19 protein-coding genes are annotated in these 19,904 nt (G+C 46.3%); 6 read left to right on the top strand and 13 right to left on the bottom strand.

Annotation, left to right across the window (positions count from 1 at the left end; genetic code table 11):
- Positions 1 to 129: 129 nt before the first annotated feature.
- Entirely contained in the window at positions 130 to 639 is a 510-nt protein-coding gene (gene aroQ / locus ACZ5XY_RS00975; RefSeq protein ID WP_464742130.1) for a type II 3-dehydroquinate dehydratase, read from the bottom strand.
- 417 nt (positions 640 to 1,056) lie between these two features.
- Between aroQ and ACZ5XY_RS00970 the strand changes: the two genes are divergently transcribed.
- The gene (locus ACZ5XY_RS00970) at positions 1,057 to 1,272 is read left to right on the top strand and encodes a cold-shock protein (RefSeq protein WP_464742128.1); all 216 of its coding nucleotides are present in this window, start codon (positions 1,057 to 1,059) and stop codon (positions 1,270 to 1,272) included.
- Positions 1,273 to 1,477: 205 nt separating this feature from the next.
- Complete coding sequence (locus ACZ5XY_RS00965; RefSeq protein WP_464742126.1) at positions 1,478 to 2,629, top strand: DEAD/DEAH box helicase; 1,152 nt, start codon at positions 1,478 to 1,480, stop codon at positions 2,627 to 2,629.
- Between the two features lie 58 nt (positions 2,630 to 2,687).
- Here ACZ5XY_RS00965 and ACZ5XY_RS00960 read toward each other — a convergent pair whose 3' ends face one another.
- The 8 genes from ACZ5XY_RS00960 to ilvA all read right to left on the bottom strand — a co-directional run bounded on the left by ACZ5XY_RS00960 (position 2,688) and on the right by ilvA (position 9,040).
- Positions 2,688 to 3,515, bottom strand: a complete 828-nt coding sequence (locus ACZ5XY_RS00960; protein WP_464742124.1) for a sulfite exporter TauE/SafE family protein — start codon at positions 3,513 to 3,515, stop codon at positions 2,688 to 2,690.
- A gap of 54 nt (positions 3,516 to 3,569) precedes the next feature.
- A complete protein-coding gene (gene ccoS / locus ACZ5XY_RS00955; protein ID WP_464742122.1) occupies positions 3,570 to 3,791 on the bottom strand; it encodes a cbb3-type cytochrome oxidase assembly protein CcoS in 222 nt (73 codons plus the stop codon).
- A gap of 108 nt (positions 3,792 to 3,899) precedes the next feature.
- The gene (locus tag ACZ5XY_RS00950; protein ID WP_464742120.1) at positions 3,900 to 4,694 is read right to left on the bottom strand and encodes a YdcF family protein; all 795 of its coding nucleotides are present in this window, start codon (positions 4,692 to 4,694) and stop codon (positions 3,900 to 3,902) included.
- Complete coding sequence (gene murB, locus ACZ5XY_RS00945) at positions 4,684 to 5,826, bottom strand: UDP-N-acetylmuramate dehydrogenase (RefSeq protein ID WP_464742118.1); 1,143 nt, start codon at positions 5,824 to 5,826, stop codon at positions 4,684 to 4,686. The genes ACZ5XY_RS00950 and murB overlap by 11 nt, the downstream gene beginning before the upstream one ends.
- 81 nt (positions 5,827 to 5,907) lie before the next feature.
- Positions 5,908 to 6,402, bottom strand: coding sequence for a low molecular weight protein-tyrosine-phosphatase (locus tag ACZ5XY_RS00940; RefSeq protein ID WP_464742116.1), 495 nt, complete (start codon positions 6,400 to 6,402; stop codon positions 5,908 to 5,910).
- Between the two features lie 144 nt (positions 6,403 to 6,546).
- A complete protein-coding gene (locus ACZ5XY_RS00935; RefSeq protein ID WP_464742114.1) occupies positions 6,547 to 6,972 on the bottom strand; it encodes an RNA-binding S4 domain-containing protein in 426 nt (141 codons plus the stop codon).
- A gap of 91 nt (positions 6,973 to 7,063) precedes the next feature.
- Complete coding sequence (locus tag ACZ5XY_RS00930; protein ID WP_464742112.1) at positions 7,064 to 7,438, bottom strand: excalibur calcium-binding domain-containing protein; 375 nt, start codon at positions 7,436 to 7,438, stop codon at positions 7,064 to 7,066.
- 48 nt (positions 7,439 to 7,486) lie between these two features.
- Positions 7,487 to 9,040, bottom strand: coding sequence for a threonine ammonia-lyase, biosynthetic (ilvA, locus tag ACZ5XY_RS00925; protein ID WP_464742110.1), 1,554 nt, complete (start codon positions 9,038 to 9,040; stop codon positions 7,487 to 7,489).
- 248 nt (positions 9,041 to 9,288) lie between these two features.
- On the opposite strand from ilvA, the gene rpiA reads away from it, so the two are divergent.
- Positions 9,289 to 9,948: a ribose-5-phosphate isomerase RpiA gene (gene rpiA / locus ACZ5XY_RS00920; RefSeq protein ID WP_464742108.1), complete on the top strand. Its 660-nt coding sequence runs from the start codon at positions 9,289 to 9,291 to the stop codon at positions 9,946 to 9,948.
- An 89-nt stretch (positions 9,949 to 10,037) separates the two neighbouring features.
- Here the strand turns inward: rpiA and argF are convergent, their stop codons facing one another.
- The 3 genes from argF to dnaB all read right to left on the bottom strand — a co-directional run bounded on the left by argF (position 10,038) and on the right by dnaB (position 13,752).
- A complete protein-coding gene (gene argF / locus ACZ5XY_RS00915) occupies positions 10,038 to 10,958 on the bottom strand; it encodes an ornithine carbamoyltransferase (protein ID WP_464742106.1) in 921 nt (306 codons plus the stop codon).
- 169 nt (positions 10,959 to 11,127) lie between these two features.
- Complete coding sequence (alr, locus tag ACZ5XY_RS00910) at positions 11,128 to 12,246, bottom strand: alanine racemase (RefSeq protein WP_464742104.1); 1,119 nt, start codon at positions 12,244 to 12,246, stop codon at positions 11,128 to 11,130.
- A gap of 105 nt (positions 12,247 to 12,351) precedes the next feature.
- Positions 12,352 to 13,752 carry a replicative DNA helicase gene (gene dnaB, locus ACZ5XY_RS00905; protein ID WP_464742102.1) on the bottom strand — a complete coding sequence of 467 codons (1,401 nt, stop codon included), beginning with the start codon at positions 13,750 to 13,752 and terminating at the stop codon, positions 12,352 to 12,354.
- 281 nt (positions 13,753 to 14,033) lie between these two features.
- On the opposite strand from dnaB, the gene pdxA reads away from it, so the two are divergent.
- From pdxA to ACZ5XY_RS00890, 3 genes are all read left to right on the top strand, one after another.
- Positions 14,034 to 15,089: a 4-hydroxythreonine-4-phosphate dehydrogenase PdxA gene (gene pdxA, locus ACZ5XY_RS00900; RefSeq protein ID WP_464742100.1), complete on the top strand. Its 1,056-nt coding sequence runs from the start codon at positions 14,034 to 14,036 to the stop codon at positions 15,087 to 15,089.
- Positions 15,090 to 15,232: 143 nt separating this feature from the next.
- Complete coding sequence (rsmA, locus tag ACZ5XY_RS00895) at positions 15,233 to 16,117, top strand: 16S rRNA (adenine(1518)-N(6)/adenine(1519)-N(6))-dimethyltransferase RsmA (protein ID WP_464742098.1); 885 nt, start codon at positions 15,233 to 15,235, stop codon at positions 16,115 to 16,117.
- Between the two features lie 165 nt (positions 16,118 to 16,282).
- Entirely contained in the window at positions 16,283 to 17,134 is an 852-nt protein-coding gene (locus ACZ5XY_RS00890) for a symmetrical bis(5'-nucleosyl)-tetraphosphatase (protein ID WP_464742096.1), read from the top strand.
- Between the two features lie 75 nt (positions 17,135 to 17,209).
- On the opposite strand, the gene ACZ5XY_RS00885 is transcribed toward ACZ5XY_RS00890, so the two are convergent.
- Positions 17,210 to 19,621: a site-specific recombinase gene (locus tag ACZ5XY_RS00885; protein WP_464742094.1), complete on the bottom strand. Its 2,412-nt coding sequence runs from the start codon at positions 19,619 to 19,621 to the stop codon at positions 17,210 to 17,212.
- Positions 19,622 to 19,904: the final 283 nt, after the last annotated feature.

Raw genomic sequence — 19,904 nt, 5'->3', positions numbered from 1 at the left:
GTAATCAAGCGCTGCTGGATATTCCATTATGCTTCGGTTAAAACATCGTTATTTTTAAAATAAAGGGGGAAGTATACTAAAAATTACGACTAGAAAGCTTACAATATCAAAAAGTTAAGTATCAACAAATTAAGCCGTTAAATCTGCACCGTAAAGCTCGCTTAACCAGTAATCAAGCGCCATCTGATAGCCAAGTTGCCCCAATCCGCAAATCACCCCAGTTGCCACATCGCTTAAATAAGACACATGCCGGAAGCTTTCGCGGGCGTGAACATTGGACAAATGCACCTCAATAAACGGCTTTTGGGTCGCAAGCAGCGCATCGCGAAGGGCGACTGAAGTATGAGTAAACGCACCAGGGTTAATAATCACCGCATCAACTTGAGTATCGCCAAGCAGCCCAAAATGCTGAATATCATCAATCAAGGTGCCCTCATGATTGGACTGACAGCAAATAATTTCAACGCCAAATTGGGCGGCGCGGGCAATCAGCGCGGCTTCAATATCAGCAAGGGTGGTATGACCATAAATATGCGGCTCACGCTTACCAAGAAGATTTAGATTAACGCCATTGATTAACAATAAGCGTTTGTGAGATACAAGTGAATTAGCGTTAGCGGAAGTTTGGTGGGAAGTCATAAAAAACTCAACGATAAAAAAGAAATTAAGAAACAATAAAGTAACAAAGGGGTCAATGAAAGTTAAACTTTATTAAGGATATCATAGCAAATTGGTTGCAAAAATGGCTAAAAAGGTGATGAAAAATGACTTTTTGCTTAAAAATTGTGTGAAAAGGCTTTATGTTACTAAATTCCCATGCTATGATATTTTTTAAGCCATAAACATCACAAGTTTGTTACTGACCGACTTTCGGTCACAGCTTTGGTGAACTGGCACTGAGTATTTAAGCTTTTGTGTTTTGGTATTGAGATAGGCTTTAGCGTATATTTAATAGATAAGATGCACTGTCTTAAATGCTGATTTCATGACCTCAGCGCCCTAACATGCAACCGCAAAGGAAGTTAGGACTAAGCATATTTTTTAGGAAGTTATATTATGTCAGCTCGTGAACAAGGTACGGTTAAGTGGTTCAATGATTCTAAAGGTTTTGGATTTATCCAACGCGACAGCGGTGAAGACATTTTTGTCCATTTTCGCGCAATCCAAGGTGACGGCTACCGCTCACTAAAAGACGGCGAAAAGGTTGAATTTACCGTAGTTGAAGGTCAAAAAGGTCTGCAGGCTGAAGAGGTTAGAAAAATCGAAGACTAAAATAATAATAAATTTAGGGTTTTTATCCCATGGTGACGTAAGTCATCAACCAAAAGTCCTAACTGCTGTTATACTAAGTCAAGTCCATTACTTTTTTAACCTTTTAGGCTAAAAAATAGTGAGACTTGGCTTTTTTTATGACCATACTTTGTAAAGCTGATTGGTATAGATTGCTAGGGCGTGGTCAACGTAGAAGGATAACTTTTTGAATCAATTTAGCACATTTACTGATTTGCCGCTGTCTGAGCCATCATTAAAAGCGGTGGCAGACTTAGGGTTTGCGCGTCTTACGCCCATTCAAGCACAAATTTTGCCCTTTACCCTTGCTCATCAAGACGCGATTGGGCAGGCGCAAACCGGAACTGGAAAAACCGCCACTTTTTTAATCACCATCATTGAAGCATTGCTAAAGCGCCCATTTCTAGCGGATGAGCCGCGCTATTTGGGTGAGCCGCGAGCGGTCGTGATGGCACCAACGCGCGAGCTTGCGCTGCAAATCTTTGAAGACTGCCAAGCGTTGACCAAATATACCAAGCTGCATAGCGTTTGCGTGATGGGCGGTACGACGTATGATGTTCAGCAGCAAGAGCTTGAGCGCGATTTTGTGGATATTTTGGTGGCAACGCCGGGTCGATTGATTGATTTAACGCAAAAAGGATTGGTGTTTTTAGACCGCGTTGAGGTTTTGGTTCTTGATGAGGCCGATAGAATGCTTGATATGGGATTCATTCCCGATATTAAGCGACTGGTCAATCGGATGCCGCCCAATACCGACCGGCAAAGCTTATTGTTTTCGGCAACCTTTAATCAAGATGTGATGAACCTTGCCTATCGCTGGCTGTTTGAGCCGCAATTTGTTGAAATTGAGCCTGAACATAAAACCAGTGAGTTGGTTGAGCAGCACTTTTATTTATTGACCGAAAAGCAAAAACTGGCGGCGCTTGAGCGCATTATTAATGATTCGGGCATGCAAAAAATGATTGTGTTTGCCAATCGCAAAGACCAAGTAAAGCGCTTATATCAAAAGCTCAATCATCATAACGTGGTGATGCTCTCAGGCGATGTGATTCAGCAAAAACGCGAAAAATACTTGCAGCGCTTTAAAGACGGCAAAGCCAAAATTTTGGTGGCAACCGATGTTGCTGGCCGCGGTATTCATGTGGATGATGTCAGTCATGTGGTCAACTTTACCTTGCCCGACCAGCCGGACGATTACGTTCACCGCATTGGCAGGACGGGTCGCGCGGGACAAACGGGGGTAAGCATTAGCTTTGTAAGCGAAGATGATGCCTTTAATTTGCCGCAGCTTGAGGCACATTTAAAAATGAAACTTGTGCTTGAGCAGTGGCAGCCGTAAGCCAAAAAAAGCCTTCGATATTTGAAGGCTTTTTTATTAACTGCTCTTTTAAATCGGTTTAATGGTGATGTTCCATGGGCATATCGTGATGATGGCTCTGGTCGTCATGACTCATATCCATGTCACTCATATTTGAGTGAGAAGAAGGCGCCCCATCAGAAGTCATGGCGGGTAAATGCTGAGAATGATCAGTGTGGGCCCCATGACCGCCATGCAGATTACTCATCGCAATTGGAACGGCAATGACCGCAACGCCTGAGAGCATCATGATGGCGCCGTTCATTTGCCGAAGCCGCAAGCGCCCGATGTGACCGCGAAGCCAACCGACCGTTTCATGGGTAGCCACGAGCATTGGAACGGTGCCAAGACCAAAGGCAAACATAAGCGCCGCGCCGGTTAATGGGCTATGACCAACGACAGCAATTAAAAGCGCGCCATAAACCAAACCACAAGGCAAAAAGCCCCAAAGCAGTCCTGCGCCAAGCGCTCTTGGGTAAGTATTCAGTGGGAAAACCCTTTGGCGAATCGGCGCAAGCAGCTGCCAAAACTTCATTCCTAACCGCTCAAGCTTGGTTAAAAAAGGCGCCCCTAGCATCACCAAACCAACAAAAACCAGTACCAATCCCAATAAAATTCTTGGCAAATTATTATCTGCAATCAATGGCGCTAATACCGTCGTGCCAACCAATCCTGCAATTAAGCCAAGGCTTGCATAGCTAAGCAGTCGCCCGAAATGATAAGTTGCCACCAACGCTCGGCGCTTGGCAGGCGATACGCCCTGCATGGATAGCCCAAAGGCGCTCACCAGACCACCGCACATGCCAAGGCAATGCGGTGAGCCAAAAAAGCCCATCAATACCGCGGCAAAAACTAATGCTAACGTCATCACTACACTCCTAAGAGTTAACAGACTTGGCGAGTAACCACCATTGAAAGAAGGTTATTGGGGCTTTTGGTCATCAGTTTTTGCTGAGGTGTGGTCTTGAACCGCCTCAAAGGCTTGTAAGGTTTGCCGACGTTCTTGGCGGTCATCTAAAATGACCCGCTGCGAGGCATTATCTAAATCCTCAAACTGATTGGATTTTACCGCAAAGCGCACCGCCCAAATTGCCACCACAAACAGCATCAGGCTAAGCGGAATTAATAAAAATATACTAAGCATACAAAACTCCCTAACTGGCAGTTACCCCTATTATACGCCGATTTAATAGGAAAATCAGAATTATCCTGAAGTTGACGTGACCGTCTTAGTTGGGCAATTGCAGAACAATTAAAAAGTTTTGACGCCTTGAGTTCGCGGGGTTTTAAGCTCATTGAAGCTCACCTCATCAGCGCTGCGGCAGTCTGCTTGCGGTTTTAAGACATCGCGAAGGTAGGCGGCAAGCTCATAAACGGCGCGCCGCGAGTGGCTTAAATTTTGGGCAGGCTCGCGCCAATCAAGGGCATTTGGCAAGGGGGCGACCATTGGTGTGATGTTAATATTATTTAGGGCAAATTGCCTTCGAGCCCGTGCCATATGATAAGCGTCAGTAATGAGGTAAATATGATGCAAAGGAATGCGTTTGGCAGTAAATCGGGCGTTTTCGCAAGTGTTCATACTGGCATTTTCGCTGATAATTCCCGTCACCCCATTTTCTAGCAGCCATTTTTCAATCCAAGGCGCTTCAGCACCACTAATGACCACAGGGAGCGGTAACTTATGATAAGCTGCGGCGGCGGTTCGGGCGCGATTTAAGGTAAAGCTATTGAGGATGACTTGATTGGCATGGTCATTGGTCAAACCACCGCCAAGAACCAAATAAGCGCTTGGGGGCGAACTGATGGCAGCGCCCGTCATTTTGGGGACTGGCAAATGATTGAGAATAAACAGTACCGATTTTGAAAATAACGGGGTAAATAAGCTTGCAATGATTAAAATAATGCTGGTCGTTCCCACCACAAAAACCACGTGAATAATCTTAAAAACTTTAATCGCCCGTTCCGCAGAGCGCAAATAATAGCGCCAAAGCCGCTTGGATAAAAATGGCGTTGCTTTAACCTGCGGTTTTTGTGAATTAAAGCGCATGACCTTGTTGCCCTAAACTGCCATCACTATTGACCCAAACCGGTTCACGAGATAGCGTAATGCCAAAGTTATCAAAAACTTGACGGATAATAAAATCTTGGGCGGCGGCAACCTCGTTTTGGGTTGCGCAAAATGGCGCGTGATTGGTCAGCACCAGCGCCTGTTTTGCATGGGTTAAAATCGGCGCAATACCGCTGCCTTTAAGCCCTGATTGCTCAATCAGCCAACCTGCTGCAATCTTAACTTGATGGTTTGGCATCGGGTACGACGGCAAGTTTGGAAATTGGACGGTTAACTTGTCAAATTGCGCTTGCGGAATCACCGGATTTTGAAAAAAACTGCCACAATTTGCCAAAACTTTGGGGTCAGGAAGTTTTTGCTGGCGAATATCAATGATGGCGTTCATCACATCAATAGGCGTAGGAGCATTTCTGTCGTTTTTTTCTGCCAAACTTTGGGCAACTGTCGCCACATCGCCATAATTGGTCAGCACTTGGCTTGGGTCTTTATGCAGCTTAAAGCCAACTTTGGTGATAATCCACGTGTTTGGCTCGCGTTTAAAAATGCTATCACGGTAGCCAAATTGGCAATCAGCTTTTGACAAGGTTTTCCAAGAGCGGCTTGGCAGGTGAAAGGCGTGAACGTGGGTTAGGCAGTCCTCAAGCTGAACGCCATAAGCGCCAATATTTTGCACCGGAGCTGCCCCTGTAAGCCCTGGAATGAGCGCCAGATTTTCAAGACCAAACCAACCTTGGTTAACGGTAAATTTTACCAACTCATGCCAGTTTTCACCCGCCATGACTTCGATTTCTATAGTCTTAGCTGATTGGCTAAGGGTATTAATCCCCTTTATTAAAGGTCGCAAAACTACCGCGTCAAGGTAGTTTGGCAACAACACATTGCTGCCGCCAGATAAGACAAACAGCGGCGTTTTGTCATCAAAAGTCGCAAAAAAATCTGCAAGTGCGGCTTCAGAAGTAAGCGTGACTACTTGCGCCGCTTGACAAGACAGCGCCATGGTATTGAGCTTAGATAAATCGTTTTCAGTTGCCGCCGTTTTTTGCTGAGCGCTCAGAACAGAGGCGCAAAAAGTGGGGGAAATACTGTCATGAGAACACAAAGCTTGAGTCATAAACCGACCTATAAAACCACTATCAAATCATAAACGCTGTTTTGCTTTATAACTACTATCTTTAACCACTGGGCTGAAAAACTAATGAATCAGCCAGCTGTCAATCCAAGCTTTAGCGCCAGACTCAACGCGCTCAATGACCGCTTCAAAGTCGTCGCCATCGCCGTGATACGGGTCAGGAACGTCAGCGCCGCCAAAGGTTGGGTCTTCTTCGCTAAACATTGCCAGTTTAGCAAGCGGTTTGTCCTCGCTCAGGGTATCTTTAATCGCTTGCAAGTCTTTTAAATTTTGCTCATCCATCGCCAAAATCAAATCAAAGTCATAAAAATCATTGGGCGTGACCTGCCTTGCCACCAGTTTACTTAAGTTGTAACCGTGAGCTTTGGCATGGCGCTGCGAGCGCTCATCGGGGGCATGACCAATGTGCCAATCGCCAGTCCCTGCGGAATCCACTTTTAAGTTAATCCCTGCAATTGCCGCTTGTTGTCGCAGCACCTCTTCGGCAGTCGGCGACCTGCAGATATTACCAAGGCAAACCAAAAGGACGGAGGAGGGCGTTGAGGTCTTAATGGGCATAACTCACCTAAATTTTTTAATAAAAAAACATGCAAAAATAGGTTAAAAAATATCAACCGCTTTGCATGCTATCGTTGGGCTATTAGCCTACCGATTAATCCAAAAAATGGCAAGTTTCTTCTGAATTATTGCCATAATTTCGACTTAATCGTGGCTGTCTTTAAAGCGCTGCAAGTCTCGGCGCTGTTTTTTATTTGGGCGGTTGTCAGGGCGGGCAAGGTTGGCAAGTTTGCGCTGCTCGCTGTAATAGGCGCGCCGCTCGATGCTTTCTTCGGTTTCAGAATACAGCACTTGGGCGGCGGTGGCATTGCCGCGCTGAACAGATAATGCCTCAACGATGACCACTTTTTCAGTCATCGCGGTGGCCGAACCTTGACGAATGGTTAACTCATCACCAACGGCAATCTCTTTGCTGCTTTTAACGCGACTGCCGCCAAAATGAACGCGACCGCTGTCAATGGCTTCTTTAGCAAGGGTTCGGGTTCGAAAAAAGCGCGCTGCCCAAAGCCATTTGTCCAAACGAACTTTGGCAGGTAGGGTGTCACTATTTTTATGGCGCTGATTGGTCATTTAAACCTCAGTATTAAAAATCATCTTGAATAATAATGAGGTTTTATTTGCAAATTAAAAGAGCGCCTAAGGCTAAAAGGCATTAAAAAGGTTATTTACACCACTGCTTTTCACAAGGAACACCGTCGCCGTTGCCATCCATTTGCGTGTTTGGGCAATGCTGTAAAAAATAGGTCGCCTCCGCGCAAGAGGTCATTTGCGAGCAGTGTTTGCGACCATCGCAGCTAAATTGGGAGGTTGCTGAGTTAGCCGATGCCGCTTTGGTATTAATTGCGGCGTTTTCAGCGGTGCTGTTGTCATTATAGCTGTGCGGAATATTATCAACTTCCTCAAGCATCATTTCTGACAATTGAGGGGTGCTTGAAACGTCAGCAGGGGTAGTATGAACTTCGGTTTTGTTGCGAAATTTTTGATAACCAAAAATTGCAACCGCTAACACCACAACAATCATTAAAATATTTTTCATATTTCCTCAACAGCATCACTCGATACGGCTAACAAACTGCTTATTATACTACTTTAAAAACAACTGATAGCCGATATTGTCGCTGATGACGGTGCATTGATAGCCGATATCAAGAAGCGCGTCTTGAAGCTGCCTTGAGTTGCTAGGCGAGGCTTGCAAGCCAACTAACACTCGACCTTCTGCTGCGCCGTGATTGCGGTAGTGAAATAAAGTGATGTTGAAGTCATTGCCCAGTTTTTCTAAAAAGCTGAGCAGCGCTCCGGGGCGTTCAGGGAACGTGATTTTAAGCAGTTGCTCATTGTCAACGTGGGCATGACCGCCGATTAAGTGGCGGATGTGCGATTTGGCGATGTCATCATCGGTCAAGTCATAAGCGGTGTAGCCGTCAGTGGCAAGCTGATTGCTGATGGTTTGGCGCTCGTTTTCACCGTCTTTTAGCGCAATACCAACAAAAATGGCGGCAGGTTCCATGGAATCAGGCGATAGGTTATTGTCCGCGCGGTAGTTAAATTCGGTGATGTTTCGACCCTGCAAACTTCGGCAAAAATTCAAAAACGCGCCGGTTTTTTCGGGAATGGTGACCGCAAAAATGGCTTCTTTTTTCTCGCCAATTTCGGTGCGCTCAGCGATATAGCGCAAGCGGTCGAAGTTCATGTTTGCGCCGCAAATGATGCCCACGCAGTTTTTATCTTTTAAATGATGCGTTTGGATATATTTTTTCATTCCGGCAATGGCAAGCGCTCCTGCCGGCTCGACGATGCTGCGATTTTCTTCAAAAACGTCTTTGACCGCCGCACAAACTTCATCGTTAGTACAAGTGACCACTTCAGGGTCAACCACCGTTCCTGAGCCGTCGCTTTTTTGCATCCGAACGACATCAAATGGCAGTTTGCCAATTTGTGCCACCGCCACGCCATCAGCAAATAAGCCCACTTGCGGCAAACGAACGCGTTCGTCCGCTTCAAGCGCCGCCTTTAAACTTGCAGCTTCAGAAGCTTCAACGGCAATGACTTTGACGTGCGGGGCAACTTCGCCCAAAAATGCCGCGACTCCTGAAATCAAGCCGCCGCCGCCAACGGCAACAAACACATAATCCATGTCGCGCCACTGCTGGGTTAACTCAAGCGCAATCGTCCCTTGACCGGCAATGACAAGCTCGTCATCGTAAGGCGGGATAAAGGTTAAGCCTTCGTTTTCGGCGCGCTGCATGGCGTAGCGGTTGGCATCATCAAAGCTGTCGCCAAATAAATCCACGTGACCGCCAAGCGCTTTTACCGCGTTCACCTTAATATCTGGGGTGGTGGTGGGCATGACGATGATGTTGTTCAAATTAAGCTTACGAGCAGAGTAGGCAACGCCTTGAGCATGGTTGCCGGCGGAGGCGCAAATCACGCCGCGCGCTTTTTGCTCGTCGCTTAATTGGCTGATTCGGTTGTAAGCGCCGCGAAGTTTAAAGGAAAACACCGGCTGCAAGTCTTCACGTTTGAAGCGAATGTCGTTACCAAAGCGCTGGGTCAGTTTTGGCGCGCGGTCAAGGGGGGTTTGAATGGCAACATCATAAACGGTGGCTTGCAAAATAGCCCGAACCCAGTGCGACAACATATCGGCTCCTCATTATCAAAGCAAAAAGATTAGCCTATGCTCATTTTTGTTATCTTGCAAGGCGCAATTGCAGTTTTTACCCTAGGTTATGGATTTTTCTAAGTTGCTACCAGTTTTTAGGCAACTTTTCAAGTTAACGAATCTTATTTTTGCACAATTAGCATTGGCAATCAGACATCATCAGTTATAAAATAGGCGGTTTGTGACTTTGCAAACGCCGTTTATCGCAAACTGGCTAAGGATAAATGATGAGTAATCAGCACGCTCAAAAACAAGCCGCTGCCGAAGCTGCCTTAAGCTATATCGAAGACGATATGATTTTAGGGGTCGGCACAGGAAGCACGGTCAACTGCTTGATTGAGTTATTGCCAAAGGTAAAACTTAAAGGCGCGGTGGCAAGCTCCAAAGTCACTGAGGAAAAATTGCGAGCGCTTGGGATTGATATTGTTGATTTAAACTTTGCCGGAACGCTTGATTTGTACATCGATGGCGCCGATGAAGTGAACGATAATTTGCAGCTGATTAAAGGTGGCGGCGGGGCGCTGACCCGTGAAAAAATCGTCGCCGCTGCCTCAAGAAAATTTGTTTGCATGGTGGATGAAAGTAAATCCGTTGAGGTGCTTGGTCGTGCTTTTCCTGTGCCCATTGAAGTGTTGCCGCAAGCGCGCTCGTATGTCGCTCGGCAGTTGGTTGAGCTTGGCGGCGAACCAGTTTACCGTGAAGGCTTCGTCACCGATTATGGCAATTTGATTTTGGATACGTATGATTTGGATGTTAGTGACCCAATCGCCCTTGAGGCAAAATTAAATAACATCGTTGGCGTAGTTTGTAATGGCATTTTTGCCGCCAATCAAGCTGATGTATTGTTAAAAGCAAGCGCGGCAGGGGTTGAGACGATTTTACGCTAGTTTTGTTTAACTAAAAAAATTAAACACAAAAAAGCAGCGGATTAAAACGCTGCTTTTTTTATTGGAAATCATGTTGATAAATGATAATTCTAAGCCAACTTAATCTTATCTTTTAATAAAAATTCCATGAGCGCCTTTTGCGCATGCAGGCGGTTTTCAGCCTCATCCCAAACCACCGAGCGTGGGTCATCGAGCATATCAAAGGAGATTTCCTCGCCGCGGTGGGCTGGCAAGCAGTGCATAAATAGCGCGTCAGGAGCAGCTTTATCAAGTAAGGACGGCGTCACTTGATACGGCGCAAAGCGGCGCGCCCTTGTCAACTGCTCAGACTCTTGACCCATGCTTGCCCAAACGTCGGTAACGATAAGGTTAGAGTCCTTTGCCGCGTCTTGAACATTTTCAACCCAGCTCACGCAATGCGAAAAGCGCTTCATAAGTTCAGGGTCAGGCTCAAAGCCGTAGGGGGCTGCCACGCGCAGCTCAAAGCCAAATAAGTTTGCTGCATTCATGTAGGAGGCGCACATATTATTGCCATCGCCCACCCAAGTGACGATTTTATTTTCGATACTGCCGCGATGCTCATAAAAGGTCTGCATATCGGCAAGCAATTGGCAGGGGTGAAAGTCGTCCGTTAAGGCGTTAATAATAGGAACGCTTGAGTATTTAGCAAAGGTTTCGACTTTTTCATGCTCAAAGGTGCGAATCATGATGATGTCAACCATGCTTGAAATCACCCGCGCGGAATCCTCAAGCGGCTCACCGCGACCAAGTTGGGTATCTTTTGGCGATAAAAAAATCGCATGACCGCCAAATTGCCCCATGCCCGTTTCAAAAGAAATCCGCGTTCGGGTTGATGATTTTTCAAAAATCATGCCAAGCGTTCGACCAACAAACGGCTGATAAATCACGCCGTCGTGCTGCATTTTACGCAGCTCGCAAGCTCTTTTAATTAACTCTTGCAGTTCAGTTTTGGATAAATCGGATAAGGTTAAAAAGTGGCGCAAACTCATAGCAGTCCTAGCAATTAAGCTTTGTTAAAACGTCACCTCCTAACCGCGTTAATCACAGGCTTTTGAAAGTTGACGACAAACTTTTAGTATAGCGTAAATCATCATAATGTAAACGCCCAATTTTAGTAAAAGCCAGTTGCGGCTTTTAAGCACTAAGTTAAGCAATAAGTTAAGCACTGACCGCCTGCCGCGTTGGTCGCAAGCTAAGCCTACAAAGCAGCTCATAGCTGATGGTATCAGCAAACCTTGCTACCTCATCAATGTGCGGCGCTTGTCCCCAAAGTACCACCCTGCTGTCAAGCGCAATGGCTGATTGAATATGACTGACATCAATCACCATCATGTCCATGGCAACGCGACCAACAATCGGACAAAAATAGCGCTGATTGTCGCTATGATTGTGCAAACAAACCACCGCCAAATCGCTCACGCCGCGTGGATAGCCGTCACCGTAACCGATGCTGACCAGTGCCACCTCAGTGTCTTTTTGGGCGATAAAATGACCGCCATAGCCGATACCTTCGCCTTGATGGATGGTTCGTAATGCCATGATTTTGGCGCTAAATTCCATCGCCGGTTTTAAGTTCAACTCAGCTGCGCTTTGGTCGGTGACCGGTGAGCCGCCATAAAGCATAATTCCGGGGCGAACCCAATCAAAATGATACGGCGCAAAGTTGATAATCCCCGCAGAATTGCAAAGCGAGCCTTGAATTTTGGTACTGATATTGTTTTTTAAATGGTTAAGTATTTTGCAAAAGCGTTTGAGCTGCTGAGAATTAAGATGATTTTGAACGCTGTCGGCATTGGCAAAATGGGTGGTCAATACCAAATCATAACCGGCTTCGTGAAGCTGAGTTGCCGCCTTAATAATGTCAGCTTCATTAAAGCCTAACCGGTTCATTCCGGTGTTAAATTTAAGCCAAACCGTTCGTGACGCACTTTCTGGTCTTGGGCGACAATCAAGCGCCCAATCAAGCTGAGCTTGATGATGAATGACGCAGCAGCAATCCTCATCTATAGCTTGTTGCCACTCGTTAACACAAAATACCCCTTCAATTAGCGTGATGATTTTTGACCAGCCAAGCTGCCTCGCCTCAAGTGCTTCGGCAAATGTGGCAACCCCGATACCATCAGCATCTTGTAACGCCGGCAGCGCCGCTGCAACGCCGTGACCGTAAGCATTGGCTTTGACCATCGCTAAAATACGCGACGTTGGCGCCAGTTTTTTGACTTCGCCTAAATTATGGGAAATCGCCGCAGGGTCAATGGTGATGGTTGCAGTACGCATAGTTTACTTCTTATCGATTGGCAATCAGGAGTCAAAGGCTGAAATATCCGCGCAATTTACAATCCTGCTTAGGGGTGAATAGGAATTTGGTAAAAAGGTAATAATTTACTCATCATCAAAGCTTGCCCCTTGATAATAATCAGGGGTTAAGTTGGTAAAGCGGGTAAATTGACCCTCAAAGGCTAAGCGAACCGTTCCGATAGGGCCATTTCGCTGCTTACCAATGATGATTTCAGCAATGCCTTTTTGGTCAGAGTTTTCGTTATAAACCTCATCGCGGTAAATAAACATAATCAAATCGGCGTCTTGTTCAATCGCTCCTGATTCGCGCAAATCGGACATGATCGGGCGTTTATTGGGGCGGTTTTCAAGGCTTCGGTTGAGCTGAGATAGCGCGATAACGGGACACTCAAGCTCGCGGGCAAGCGCTTTTAGGCTTCGTGAAATCTCAGAAATCTCGCCAACGCGGTTGCCATCAAGGCTTGGCACTTTCATTAATTGCAGATAATCAACGACAATCGCGCCGATTTTGCCATCGTGATTTTTAGCGATTCGGCGGCAGCGTGAGCGCAATTCAGACGGTGGCAGCGCGGTGCTATCATCGATGTATAAGTGTTTGGACTGAAGATGCTGAATGGCGTTCATCATTTTTGCCCATTCATCTTCACTCATTTGTCCTGAGCGCAAGTGCGTCTGGTTAATCGCGCCCCACGAGGACAATAGCCGCATAACGATGGATTCAGCGGGCATTTCCATGGAAAAGACCACGACGGGCAGGCTTTCATTAAATAAAACGCTTTCTGCTAAGTTCATTGCAAACGTTGTTTTTCCCATCGACGGTCTGGCCGCAACGATGACCAAATCGCCTTTTTGCAGCCCTTGGGTTTTGTTATTGAGCTCCGTAAACGGTGTTTGCAGGCCGATTAGGCCAAAGGGGTTGGATTTAAGCTCTTGAATTTGGTCAACAACGTTAGTTAGCACCGTGGTGATTCCCACAGGACCACGCTGCTCGGCGCGTTTGTTGTGCTGCTCGTTGATGCTAAAAACGGACGCCTCAACGCTGTCTAAAATGTCGCTGACGCTATGGTCTTTTGGATTGTAAGCAAGGCTGAGCATCTCATTGCCGGTTTTGATAAGTTGGCGCAAGGTGGACAGCTCGCGAACCCTTTGGGCGTAAGCGGTGAGGTTAAAAAGGGTCGCTGGGCTTTGGGTCAAAATGTCTGCCAAATAACTGTCGCCGCCGGCAAGCTTGAGCAGCTTTTGACCCTCAAGCCAATCGTGAACCATGACCGTATCATAAGGCTCATTAACCGCGGCTAAATGGGCAATGGCAGCAAAAATATGCTGATGCCGCGCCGCATAAAAGTCATCTTTAGTGACAATATCGGCGATTTTATCAAACGACTCCTCAATGCTCATCAAAGAGGCAAGCAGCGCTTTTTCAATGTCAATGTTGTGGGGCGGCTGCTGACTTAACAAGTCCTCAGAGGTGGTTTTATCGGTCATAATGGCAAAATCTTCTGTCAAGCTTTGGTTTGCAGGATAACCTAAATTCTATACGATTATCCTAGCTTTTGATGCTACAATCAAAAGCATGAGTTTAGCATAGTCTTCGTCTTTTAAAATTAGCATTTGCAACTGATTACACAATTGCGGCAGCTGTTTTTGGGATTATAAAGAACTAGGATTTTGATTTTATTCATAATAATTATTTAATTTAAACTATTATAAAAAATATATTGTTATTAATGTTTGTTATTTCATAACTTGTTTTTAAAGAGGTGGATATGACCCAGCTGTTGCCTTTATTAATTACCACCGGCGAGCCTGCCGGAATTGGCATGGATATTGTGTTACTGCTTGCCCAAAGTGGGAAGTTTAAAACGTTGAATCGCCCGATTTGGGTAACCGCTGACAATGCCGCAATGCAAGAGCGCGCCGCGCAGTTGATGGCAAGTGGCACACTGGCGGCATGCCCAAATTGGCAAACGGTGAATTTAACCACCGCACCGCAGTTCGATATTCCAAGCTTTGGCAGCGCCGATTTTGTGCTGCTCAATGTCCCAACTGCCAATCACGTTGAGGCAGGGCTGATTAACACCGAAAACGCCAAAATGGTGCTAAGACAGCTTGAGCTTGCGCATAATCTGGCACAAAGCAATCAAGTCGCGGCGATTGTTACAGGACCCTTGCAAAAATCGGCGCTGATTGATGCCGGAATTAAGCTGCTTGATGGAACGATGTTCAGCGGTCATACTGAATTTTTTATGCAGCAAAGCGGTTGCCAAAAAGTGGTGATGATGCTTGCTAACCAAGTAATGAAAGTTGCCCTTGTAACGACTCACTTAGCCTTAAAAGACGTGCCTTTTGCCATTACTCAAGACAACGTTAGAAAAACCGTGCAAATTGTCATCGATGATATGCAAAGCAAATTTGGCTTACTGCGACCGCGCGTTTTGGTTTGCGGTCTAAATCCGCATGCCGGCGAGGGGGGTCATTTGGGCATGGAGGAGATTGAAATCATCAATCCGGTATTGCAGCAGTTTATTGATGCCGGCGCGGACATTTCACTGGCGATGCCTGCCGATACCTTATTTACCCCGCGCCATTTAAGCCATTGTGATGTGGTGATTGCCATGTATCACGACCAAGGCTTGCCGGTGCTCAAATCGCATGGCTTTGGCGATACGGTGAATTTAACCCTTGGGCTGCCGTATATTCGCACCTCAGTTGACCATGGCACGGCGCTTGATTTGGCAGGTCGTGGCGGTGCAAGCGATTCAAGCTTATACCAAGCGGTATTGATGGCAGATGAGATGGCAAATAAACGCATTGCGATTTAAAAAAGCTTTTTTCTTATTTTAACGCCTTGTCATGGAGCATCATTTAGGCGCGCGGATTTTGGCTGTGATATAATTGCTTTTTGTGGCGGCTTTTAAGCAAAAACTTGCCGCTCAGCCTTTTATCACCGCCAGTAAGAGTTGTTATGACCCAATCGCCTTTTGATGCTCAGTCCCTAAAAAATAGCCTTAAAGCTGCCAAGCACCAACCCCGAAAACGCTTTGGGCAAAACTTTTTACATGACCAAAGCATCATCCGTCAAATCGTTGACAGCATTCATTTACAATCTCAAGACAATTTGGTTGAAATTGGTCCTGGAATGGGCGCGCTGACCGAGCCGCTATTGGCAGAGGTTGACGCCATGACCGTGGTTGAGCTTGACCGTGATTTGGCGGACAGCTTGCGAATCCGAATTGGCGCGAACAGTCACCCAGACTTTACCATCATCAAAGCCAATGCGATGGCGGTGGATTTTGGCGAGATTGCTAAAGCGCGCGGCGGCAAATTACGCGTTGTGGGAAATTTGCCTTATAACATCTCAACGCCGATTTTATTTCATTTATTAAGCTTTGCAGGCAGCATCAAAGACATGCATTTTATGCTGCAAAAAGAAGTGGTTGAGCGCATTACTGCAGAGGTTGGCAGCAAAACTTACGGCAGATTGTCGGTCATTATCCAGTATTATTGCGACACCGATTATCTGCTAACGGTGCCAAGGGGCGCGTTTAATCCGCCGCCAAAAGTCACCAGCGCGGTATTTCGCTTAACGCCATTTGTAAATAAACCGGTCGTTGCAAACGATGAAGCGTTATTTGCCTTAATCGTCCGAGAAGCATTTAACCACCGCCGCAAAACCTTGCGCGCTATTTTTAAAGGCGCATCGCTTTTGCCAACGCTTAGCGATGCGGATTTTGAAGCTTGTCAAATCGACCCGCAAGCGCGACCCGAAACACTTAGCGTCCGCGATTTTGTCAATTTAAGCAATCATATTCAAAGCTTGCCAAAAGATGCTGATACCCTTGGTGAGTAATCTTGATAAGTGGTATTGAAAAATAGCTTTGATAACGACGCTAATCACTGCGCTTGCCTTGAAAAGAGTAGCTTTATCCCAAAAAAAGAAAAATAGTCCATTCATATCAAAAAGCGGTAAATCGTTGCCGCTTTATAAAAAATTCATCGGTAAAATTGAGAGATTATGAGTTTTCGTCATCAATACGTCATTGGAGATTTGCAAGGTTGCCACGCGGCTTATCAGCAGTTGTTAAAAAGTTTAAAATTTGACCCTGAACAAGACAAGCTTTGGTTTGCAGGGGATTTGGTCGCTCGCGGTGAGGATTCGCTGAACACCCTTCGCGATGTCAAAGCGCTTTGTGAGCGCGGCGCGGCAGGAGTGATACTGGGAAATCATGATTTAAACTTAATTGCCGTTTGGCGCGGCGTGGTTAAAATCCGCAAAAAAGACAAGACGGCGCCGATTTTTAAAGCCGAGGATTGTGATGAGCTGCTTGATTGGCTCAGGCGGCAGCCGCTGCTTGCCTATCCTGATGACAAAACGGTGATGGTTCACGCCGGAATTCCGCCGCATTGGTCAATTAGCGACGCTGAAAGTTACGCTCGGCAACTGGAAGCTCAGCTAAAAAGCAGCCTCAATCAGCTGGACCGATTACTGCCGCATTTGTACAGCAATAGCGCTGATGACTGGACGGACAGCATCAACGGCTTTACCAAAATGCGCGCCATTGCCAATTATTTTACCCGAATGCGCCTTTGTAAGCAGGATGGCACCCTTGAATTTAGCTTTACCTCAAGCCTCGATGATGCCATGCCGGATGACTTTTTGCCGTGGTTTGAATGGCAAGTGCCGCGTGAGCGCAAGATTTTATTTGGGCATTGGGCGGCGCTAAAAGCCAAAGTCGATTTGCCGTATGCCAAAGCCCTTGATGGCGGCTGCGTTTGGGGCAATAATTTGGTGGCTTATCGCTTAGAGGACGAAAAAACCATCACCTCAAGCGCCAAATGCCCAAAGCCGCGAACCAATAAAAAATAACAGTGATTTAGCGCTGTCTTAACGGTCACGCTCTTTTTAACCACTATGCGCTTTGTAGCTGCCAATTTGCCTGAATCAGTCAGGCAAATTAGGCGGCTTTTTTGGTTTAGGTAGGGGCGTTTTGGCGTTACACGTTGGGTCATTGGCTTGCGCTGCCAAACTTTCATATTGAATATCATCACAAGGCGGGGCGCTGTTAAGTTCGCTATCCGTTAACCCGTCATCTAAATCAACCACGATTTTTGGGGCGTCACTGACGGGCGTTGGGCTGTCGTTAGCGGTCGTGATTTGCGTTTCCGTTAACGTTGGGCTGATATCATTATGGTAATGAATGTCGGTGGTGGTTTTTGCTGTCGGTATCGGCTGCGTGGTCACTTGAACGTCGGATAAGCGCCTGACCACATAATTGCTTGGAATGGGCTTGCCATTTTTTTGCGCCACATCTTCAAAAATCATATGACCTTGGCTGTTGATTCGTGCGTATTTCATCGGCTTTTCACGCGGCCATAAAAAATCAGAAGGTTGGCTGATTACATGGGCAAATAACAGCTTGCCCAAACGCCCCCATTCTAAAATTTTCACATCTTTTGAGCGCAGCGCAACGATTAGCGCTAAGGTAAAGCTGACCATCAAGTTCACCAAACCAATCAGCGCTAACCCCAACAGCGAAATCAGCACCAAGGACACGCTCATTTGGTCGCTGCCAATGTTAAACAAACCGTGAGCTAAGTTTGCGGATGAAAAGGCAATGTGGCGAATGTCGATGGGCAGCCCAAAAATAAAGCCAATGGTTGCGGTACTGCCCAAAAATATCCCAAAAATAAAGTTGCCCATAATCGCGCCAAGGTTGGCTTCGACAAAATCACCAAATCGTTCCACCCAAGTTTTGGACAGCATTTTTTTAACGAGCCAGTGGCGTTTAATGCGCGCCCCGACCTTATTGTAAACGGCAAGGTTGTCATAATAGCCGGCAATCAGTCCTGATAAAAATAAATAAACGCCGGCAATGGCAGCATGGGGCAGGGCAAGGGAGTGAAACGGGTCAAGCTCGTGCAATAAATGCGCCGCTTTGTCGGTATTAATCATCGGCGCGCCGGTAGAGTGCAGCCAAATGAACGAAATAAGAAAGGCAACCGGCGCTGCCATCATGATATTTCCCATAATGGCGATGAACTGGGTTCGCATGATATCGACAATCAATTCAGATAATTTGGTTAATTGATGCGACTTTTTGCCCGAGCTGCTCGATACGGTTGAGGCAATCGCCGCTGCCGTCATGGCAGGCTGTTTGGTCGCTACCGTGCCGTGGATGATGTGAATAAACACAAATCCCAAACCGTAAATCATACTGTTCACAAACGCGCGACCCATCGGCGCAAGTGCCAATTGATACGCCAAAATTTTGGTCGTTCCCATGAACGCAATGACAAAGCCGCCGGTGGTTGCCATTTTAAACATGCGGCGATAGCCGGCTTTATCGGTGCTGATATAGTGCTCGCCGCGGCGACTGGCGTTTTCAGTGACTTTTCTGGATAACAGCTTGGTATTGTTGTCAATCAAATACATGATGCTATAGCGGCGATTGGCGGCAATAATCAGCGTTTGAATCAACTCAATAATGGCTTTATCGCGTTTTTTTGGGTCGTAAGTCAGCAACTCAGTTAAAATGCGCATCCGCTGAAGGCTTTGGTCAAGCCTGAGCATCATGTTGGTGGCGCGAATCGAAATCCCCGTTTTATAAATACGCTTGCGAACGGTGGCAACAATCTCTTCACACTGCTCAAGCATCACCAAAAGCGGCGCAGGATCAACCGCTTCTTTGGGAATAATATCCGTTAGCGTGTCTAATTCGTGCGCCTCGCGGTATTGGTTAACAAACAAAACCGCTTCTTGGTTTTGTGCCACAAAGGAGGCGGCATAGTTTAAAATCTGCGGATAAGACTCCATCAAATCTGGATGCAGCCCAACGCCTGTAATGCGATACGATAAAATGACGATGGCATTTAAAATGTTATTTTTAACCGTGGCGACCAAATGCAAATGCTCATCGCTCACTTTAAGTAAGGCGATAAGATCATCCCATTTTTCAGGGTAGATATTGGCAAGCCAGCGCTCATCAAAGTGATTGTCGAGTAAAAACGCCACCAGTTCCACCACTGAATCGTCCTCAGGAAGCAGCGGTAAAAAGCGATGCCCAATCAAACGGCGCAAACCACTAAAAAAACTTTGATCGGACATAATGCCGGTGTCAGTAAATAAGGCAATTTGGCGATACTGAATAATCAGCTTGAGCACAAAGCTTGCAAGCCCATCAGCGTACTCAGGGTGCGCCGTTAAGACATCAATCAGCTCTTGAATGCGCGCATTGGCAAGCTCAACTTCTTTATCAGGCGACCGCAGCTCATCAACCAAGCGCTTTAACACGGAAGCTTCAGGAACTTCACTGAGCGCCGTAATCTGCTGTAAAATGCGTTTTATCTCGGACACTGGACACCTATTATCGTTATTCATGTCGTTATGAAATGCTGACGTCCTGTTGACGCCTTGCTGGTTAATGACGTTAATCCTCAAAGTAGGGGTGCTTTTGAGTCATCCTGACCGCTAAAGCTTCCCGTATTCTAATCGGAATGGCTTAAAAATGTTCAACTATTTTGTTAGTAGCTTTATTTTAAAAACATTAGTTGATAAAAAGGACAGCAACTGCTGTCCTTAGGGTTTAAGGTTAATCGTAAATTTAGTCAGGTTAAAAAATTTGCCTTTGCACCATAAA

The sequence above is a fragment of the Psychrobacter sp. GTC18467 genome, assembly GCF_055397455.1.
Note: the sequence above shows the minus strand (reverse complement) of the source record. Positions and strands in the feature narration are given on the sequence as shown.

What these genes read in the sequence shown, in the direction of transcription:
- ACZ5XY_RS00970 (WP_464742128.1), top strand. Translation starts at nt 1,057, where the DNA reads ATGTCAGCTCGTGAACAAGGTACGGTTAAGTGGTTCAATGATTCTAAA.
- ACZ5XY_RS00950 (WP_464742120.1), bottom strand. Translation starts at nt 4,694, where the DNA reads ATGCGCTTTAATTCACAAAAACCGCAGGTTAAAGCAACGCCATTTTTA.
- ACZ5XY_RS00930 (WP_464742112.1), bottom strand. Translation starts at nt 7,438, where the DNA reads ATGAAAAATATTTTAATGATTGTTGTGGTGTTAGCGGTTGCAATTTTT.
- ACZ5XY_RS00890 (WP_464742096.1), top strand. Translation starts at nt 16,283, where the DNA reads ATGAGTTTTCGTCATCAATACGTCATTGGAGATTTGCAAGGTTGCCAC.
- ccoS (WP_464742122.1), bottom strand. Translation starts at nt 3,791, where the DNA reads ATGCTTAGTATATTTTTATTAATTCCGCTTAGCCTGATGCTGTTTGTG.
- ACZ5XY_RS00935 (WP_464742114.1), bottom strand. Translation starts at nt 6,972, where the DNA reads ATGACCAATCAGCGCCATAAAAATAGTGACACCCTACCTGCCAAAGTT.
- ACZ5XY_RS00940 (WP_464742116.1), bottom strand. Translation starts at nt 6,402, where the DNA reads ATGCCCATTAAGACCTCAACGCCCTCCTCCGTCCTTTTGGTTTGCCTT.
- rpiA (WP_464742108.1), top strand. Translation starts at nt 9,289, where the DNA reads ATGAGTAATCAGCACGCTCAAAAACAAGCCGCTGCCGAAGCTGCCTTA.
- aroQ (WP_464742130.1), bottom strand. Translation starts at nt 639, where the DNA reads ATGACTTCCCACCAAACTTCCGCTAACGCTAATTCACTTGTATCTCAC.
- rsmA (WP_464742098.1), top strand. Translation starts at nt 15,233, where the DNA reads ATGACCCAATCGCCTTTTGATGCTCAGTCCCTAAAAAATAGCCTTAAA.
- ilvA (WP_464742110.1), bottom strand. Translation starts at nt 9,040, where the DNA reads ATGTTGTCGCACTGGGTTCGGGCTATTTTGCAAGCCACCGTTTATGAT.
- dnaB (WP_464742102.1), bottom strand. Translation starts at nt 13,752, where the DNA reads ATGACCGATAAAACCACCTCTGAGGACTTGTTAAGTCAGCAGCCGCCC.
- alr (WP_464742104.1), bottom strand. Translation starts at nt 12,246, where the DNA reads ATGCGTACTGCAACCATCACCATTGACCCTGCGGCGATTTCCCATAAT.
- murB (WP_464742118.1), bottom strand. Translation starts at nt 5,826, where the DNA reads ATGACTCAAGCTTTGTGTTCTCATGACAGTATTTCCCCCACTTTTTGC.
- ACZ5XY_RS00960 (WP_464742124.1), bottom strand. Translation starts at nt 3,515, where the DNA reads ATGACGTTAGCATTAGTTTTTGCCGCGGTATTGATGGGCTTTTTTGGC.
- pdxA (WP_464742100.1), top strand. Translation starts at nt 14,034, where the DNA reads ATGACCCAGCTGTTGCCTTTATTAATTACCACCGGCGAGCCTGCCGGA.
- argF (WP_464742106.1), bottom strand. Translation starts at nt 10,958, where the DNA reads ATGAGTTTGCGCCACTTTTTAACCTTATCCGATTTATCCAAAACTGAA.